This is a genomic window from Streptomyces sp. NPDC020362 (assembly GCF_040642095.1).
Lineage (GTDB): Bacteria > Actinomycetota > Actinomycetes > Streptomycetales > Streptomycetaceae > Streptomyces.
Window position 1 is genome coordinate 1 of the sequence record NZ_JBFAET010000350.1, and the last position, 5,317, is coordinate 5,317.

Annotated in this window: 4 protein-coding genes; 2 read left to right on the forward strand and 2 right to left on the reverse strand. The window is 70.5% G+C overall.

Going from position 1 to position 5,317, the window contains the following annotated elements:
* The first annotated feature begins 861 nt into the window (after positions 1 to 861).
* Positions 862 to 1,296: a peptidoglycan-binding domain-containing protein gene (locus AB0H32_RS46630; protein WP_361135290.1), complete on the forward strand. Its 435-nt coding sequence runs from the start codon at positions 862 to 864 to the stop codon at positions 1,294 to 1,296.
* 181 nt (positions 1,297 to 1,477) lie between these two features.
* Positions 1,478 to 2,164 (forward strand): hypothetical protein, encoded by a 687-nt coding sequence (locus AB0H32_RS46635; protein ID WP_361135293.1) that lies wholly within the window; start codon positions 1,478 to 1,480, stop codon positions 2,162 to 2,164.
* Positions 2,165 to 2,192: 28 nt separating this feature from the next.
* Here AB0H32_RS46635 and AB0H32_RS46640 read toward each other — a convergent pair whose 3' ends face one another.
* Positions 2,193 to 4,244 (reverse strand): hypothetical protein, encoded by a 2,052-nt coding sequence (locus AB0H32_RS46640; RefSeq protein ID WP_361135296.1) that lies wholly within the window; start codon positions 4,242 to 4,244, stop codon positions 2,193 to 2,195.
* A 332-nt stretch (positions 4,245 to 4,576) separates the two neighbouring features.
* Positions 4,577 to 5,317 (reverse strand): ketopantoate reductase C-terminal domain-containing protein (locus tag AB0H32_RS46645; RefSeq protein WP_361135299.1); only part of this gene is annotated, 741 nt, incomplete at its 5' end.

Sequence of the window (5,317 nt, forward strand, 5' to 3'; positions counted from 1 at the left end):
CGCCGGGCTCCGGTGGACAGACGCACCATCACGTCCAGAGGCGGAGGCGTCACCGGCCTGCCTGGCGGTCGGGACAGCCAACGGGCGGTCCCTCAGATCAGGAACGAGGGGCACGGCGGCGCCCTTGCCCTGCTGCACGCGAATCGGAGCGCGGCCCATCCTCCTAGGAGTTTCAAGCCCGGAGGAGGGCCGCGGCCATAGGGCTCCTGACTCAACCCGGGCCCCTCGACCGACCACTGTGAGCGTCACGGTCGGCCGGGCCCTCCGCGTGCCGGAATCACTGTGCACGACGCCGCCAGAGCGAGGGGCTGACGCCTTGGGCGCCCTTGAACGCCACGCCGGCTGATGTGCTGGTGGCGGGCCACGGCCTGGAAACATCGCAGCGAAAGCAGGTCCAGTCCGGTAGTTTCGCCGGATCCTGCGCTCCGTGGCGCCGCTGCACCTCCGGTGGAGGCGCCCTCACGCGAGGCTCGTTGTGCGTACCAATCCGTCGTGGGTGCGTCAAAGCACTTCTGTACCAACCCAGTTGTAGGCGAGTACCTCAGCGGTTTACCCACTTGGGTTTGACGTCTTCTCTGCCTGTCGGCCGTAGCGTTCCCAGTGACGGGGCGGACCTTTCGATGACAGCGCGGGCAGCGAGGGAGCTTTGCCACCAGGCGGCCGTGGTCCTGGGCGGCACGTGGTCGGCCTGCTCCGGTGCCAGAAGCCCAACCCGCGGATGACGGGCGCCGACAACGGCGGTCGCGCAGCCGCCTCCGGGGTGTCCGTCCAGAACCGGGCCAGCGCGGCCGGGATGCTCCCCGGAGGATCGTCCGGTCGTCGCCCAGAGCATCACGACACGCCACTCACGGAGGTAGATCCATGTCCATTGTCACTGGTGTCCGACGCTTGGCCGTTGCCGGGTGCGGCTCGGTCCTTCTCGCATCCGGCTTCCTGGCCGTGACGGCCGGGAGCGCCCAGGCAGCCACCCCGATCTGCTCCAAGACCGTGACGAAGTGGTATCAGGACTTCTCGGGACCCGTGGCCGCGGCGTCCAATGGCTCTCTGAACTGTCAGCTGGGTCCTGGCAACAGCAGCTCTGCGGTCAAGGCGCTTCAGAACTCCCTCATACGCTGCAGCACGGCGAGCCCCGGCCCTGTCGACGGCATCTACGGCCAGGGCACCAAGGCAGCAGTCGCCAAGGTGCAGCGGGCCAACCACGTTTCACCCGCCGACGGCCTCTACGGCCCGAAGACACGGAAGGTCTTCAACTGGATCGTAACCGGGCCCAGGGGCGCCGCCTGTTCAACCTTCTGACCGAAACCAACCTGCATCATCGACCTGACGACGGCCCGGGCATCGACTGCCAGGGCCCTCGCCGTTCGATCCTGTAGGGGCGGTTGCAGGTGCGGGCTGCGGGTGGAGGCTGCGTGTTGCCGCGCCATACTCCTCGCACACGCGTGCCCGTACATTGACGTTGGTACCGGAGGGGGATGGCATGAAATGGCTGCGGAGGGGCGGTGGCAAGGTGCCCGCGGGCGCGGGGTCGTTTGCGACGGGCGGGGTGTTCAAGACGGACAGGTCCCCGCCTGCCGCCGACGGGGCGGCCCCGGCGCTGGTGAGTGCGGGTCGCCCGGTGCTCCAGCGGCTCTTCGGCGACGGCAGCCGGATGATGGAACTCACCACCGGAGCGGAACCGGTCATCCTCGGGATCACACACCCCGGCCCCGGCCACTTCGTGGTGGACGCCCTGGACGACAGGTTGCGCTCGGGAAGCCAACTCGTGTACACCGACGGCTCCTTCGCGTGCCGGGCCCTGGCGAACGCCGACGACGGTCCGGTGCGCGCGCTCCGGATCCAGGCGGACGGTCCGTGGGCGGTTGAGGTGACCGGCGTGGACGACGCAGTCGTCCTCGAAGGGCGGGCCGAGCGCCCCGCCTCGGACGTCCTCCGATATGCGGGCGGCCCCGCCGTCGCGCACCTGAGCTGCACGGGCGCCCCGCGGTCCTGCGACGGAGGCTACTTTCTCACCGACACCTTCGAATCCGACGGCTCCGGCTTTCTCGACGAACTGGCCAACCACGTCGGCCCCTGGACGGGGGAGGTACCGCTCTCCGGGCCATGCCTGGTGTACGCGCGGTCGGACGGACCGTGGTCGATCAGCGTCCGGACCATGGTCGGCTGAGGCGGCAGCCGGCAGGTGACCGGGTGGGTCACCGTCCCGGCGGCAAGGAGTCCACATCCGCCCGTTCCCAGCCGACCGAGACCAGCGTGTCCACGGCGGTGGTATCGCCCAGCGCCACCGCGGCCGCGGCCGAGACCTCCGGATCGGGATCACCGGCGGCGAGGTCCCGCAGCAGCACATCGGCTCTCTCGTCCCGTTCCGGCAGCGCCGCGGCGAGCAGTGCGCCCGCCGTGCGCGTGGCGGGATCCTCCTCCTCCAGCATGTCGGCGAGTGCGGGCCCGATTTCCGCGAGCATGTCGCGGGCGACCGTGTGCCAGCTTCCCTCGCCCGTGTCCATCGCCCTGACGATGCGCAGTGCCAGGCCGAGCGCTTGGCGCCGGACGTGGCAGTGGTGTGCCCCCACTCCGACCGCCGCGCCGATCTGCGTCAGATACACGAAGGCCAGTACCGCGGCCGAGCACAACTCCCTCTCGGGGGCCAGGAGCGTCTCCAGTTCCACGAAGGCGCGCCGCGCGTCGTCGGCCTCCCACGACAGGAGCCTCGCGAGGTGGCGGGGCACGTCCTCCGGGTCGCTGTCCGTCGCACAGGCCGCGTTCTCGAAGGAGACCACCCGCAGCATGAGTTCGCGGGCCGGCCACAGTGTGTCGGGGTCGAGCCGGACGACGGCGCGTCCGCTCGGCCCACCGACCGTCAGACACAGGTCGGCGTCCAGATGCACCGCGGTGATGCCGGGGCCGAGGTCGAGGTCGGCGCGTTCGCCCGACGCGATGTCCCACAGCGCCACCAAGTCGTCGCGCCAGCACGCGGCGAGGACCGTCCCGGTGGTGCAGTCGGTCAGCGCGAGCCCGGCAAGTGCCGGGCGTCGGCGCGCCACCTCAAGCGGCTCGTCGCCAGAGTCGGGCATCCACATGTACAGCGTGCCGTTGCGGTGGCCGCTCGCGACCAGCGGTCCCTCGTCCGGAAGTTCCATGCAGGCCAGGGCCGTTGCGGGTCCGGCCTGTGGGTGGGCGACGTCCGGATCGGCGTCGCTGTCGAGCCGGCGCGCCCGCAGGGTGCCGTCCTCGTCGCAGGTGACGGCGAGCGTTCCGGACACGGTCCTGGATCCGGCGTCGTCATCGGCCGGGGGTCGCTCGAAGCCGGACTCCATGGGGTCCGGGGCCGTCGAGAGCACCGTCCAGCGGCCGGTCTCGTCCGTGTCGCCGGGATGCAGCGCGATCGGCTTCGGGGCTTCCTCCACCGCACGGGGCGTCAGGATCCGGTCGGACCAGTCGAGGCCGATGCGGGCGCCCAGCGTCTTCAGCGCCTCGGCGGTGCGCCCGTACACGGTCAGCTCGGCGTCACCGTATCCGGTGTCGTGGAACACCAGTGCGTCGGGCGCGCCGTACACGGTGGTGTGCTGACCGAGCTCGCGCCACGGCTGGAAACCCAGTGGGGGCAGTTCGTCCCTGACCCACGCCACGATCCGTTCGGTGTCGTCGTCGCCATCGACCGTCCAGCCGTAGTACGAGGGCAGTCGCTGCACGGCGAGTTGCAGGAAGAACTCCGAGACGGACCCGGCCTGGAGCACCCACTCTCCTTCGGAGACGGTGACCAGCACCCGTGGATCCGGCAGTCCTGCCTCGGCGGCCGGATACCCCCACTCGTTGCAGTACTCGTACTCGGCCGTGAACACGCACATCCGGCGGTCGGCCCCGGCGGGTACCAGGGCGGAGTCGTCGGGCAGCCCGCCCGCGACGCCGTACCCGCTCGGGTCGGGCCGCAGCGTCGGTGGGTACTCGGGGTTCGTCCAGTACAGGCGCGGGCTGTGGGTGAAGGAGTTGAACGGCAGCTCCCACCACTCGTCCAGCGCGGCCGGGACCGGCAGGCTCAGGTCCACGCTCTCGAACGGGTCGTCGTCCCCCTCGTCGGTCGCCTCGCCCCTGAGGCGGCGCAGGTACTGCCGGTGCTCGCTCTCGGACCAGCGTTGCCACGGTACGGCGTCCGCGGGGACCACGTAGCCCCACTCCTCCTGGAAGCGGCGCAGGAGTTCCCACCGTGGGGCCGTGTCGGCGAGGTGGGCGGCGAACTCGTCCTGAGACATCCGGTCACGGTCGCCCCATCGTGGCATCACGCTCCTGAGGCGTTCCCCGAACCTTCCGTAGTCGATCATCCCGCTCATCAAGGCAGCCTAGGGCACGCCCCTGTCAGAGGGACCCTCAGGTCAGCAGGTCGCGGTCACCGACGCGCTCCAGGCCATGACCCCGCCCAGCACGGTCCCACTCCGCTTCCACTGCTGGGGCTCATGTGATGGTGTCGGTGCTCTTTCACAGTGCCGGTACTTCTTCACAGTCCCGGTACTTCTTCACAGTGCCGGTGAGCTGGTGCCGGAGGCCGTGCGGCCACTTCAACCGCGCCGCCCAGGCACAGATCCCGTCAGGGCCGCGCCACGGTCCGGAGCTGGGCCAGCAGCTCGGGCCCCGTCCAGTTCTTCCCCGCCCCGGCCTCCGCCTCCTTGACCAGAGCCACCATGCGGTTGTTCGCCGGCGTCTTCAGGCCGTGCCGTTCGGCCAGCACGCCAATCTCCCCCTGCAACGTGTCGATCTCCGTGGGTCTGCCGCGCTGCAGGTCCTCCCACATCGAGGAGCGGGCGTGGGCATCGATGCGCAGTGTCGAGGCCGCCACCCTGCGGAACAGGGCATCCGGCAGGCGCAGTACATACGGGGTGAGCCAGGCCGGCGCAGGGCCGAGCCGCGCGGGGCGGATGCCCGCGGCACGGTAGGCGGCAAGGGCCTCCTGGTGGCACATCGCAAGACACAGCCGGTACGGGCGCTGCGCCAGCTGCGCGAGCAGCGGCAGGCCGGAGAGAGCGTTGACGGCGTTGTTGAGATTCATCAGCAGCTTCGCGTGCTGCACCTCGGCGATATCGCCGCGCGCATCGATGGCCAGACCCGCTTCCGTGCAGGCGCGAACCAACTCGGCCGCTTCCGGGGCGTCTTCCACCATCAGGGTGCCCGGCATCCCCTGGTGCACGGTTCCCGGGTCGGACTGGACCACGTTGTAGGGCACCATACCGGCCAGCACCCGGGCCTCCGGGAGGGTGGCGCGGAGGGTTGCCGAGTTGTGCAGGCCGTTCTGGAAGCTGACCACGACCGCGCCGGGCTTGAGGTGACCGGC

Bases quoted from the DNA above. Each gene is read 5' to 3' on its own strand.
- AB0H32_RS46640 (WP_361135296.1), bottom strand. From the start codon at position 4,244: ATGTCTCAGGACGAGTTCGCCGCCCACCTCGCCGACACGGCCCCACGG.
- AB0H32_RS46630 (WP_361135290.1), top strand. From the start codon at position 862: ATGTCCATTGTCACTGGTGTCCGACGCTTGGCCGTTGCCGGGTGCGGC.
- AB0H32_RS46635 (WP_361135293.1), top strand. From the start codon at position 1,478: ATGAAATGGCTGCGGAGGGGCGGTGGCAAGGTGCCCGCGGGCGCGGGG.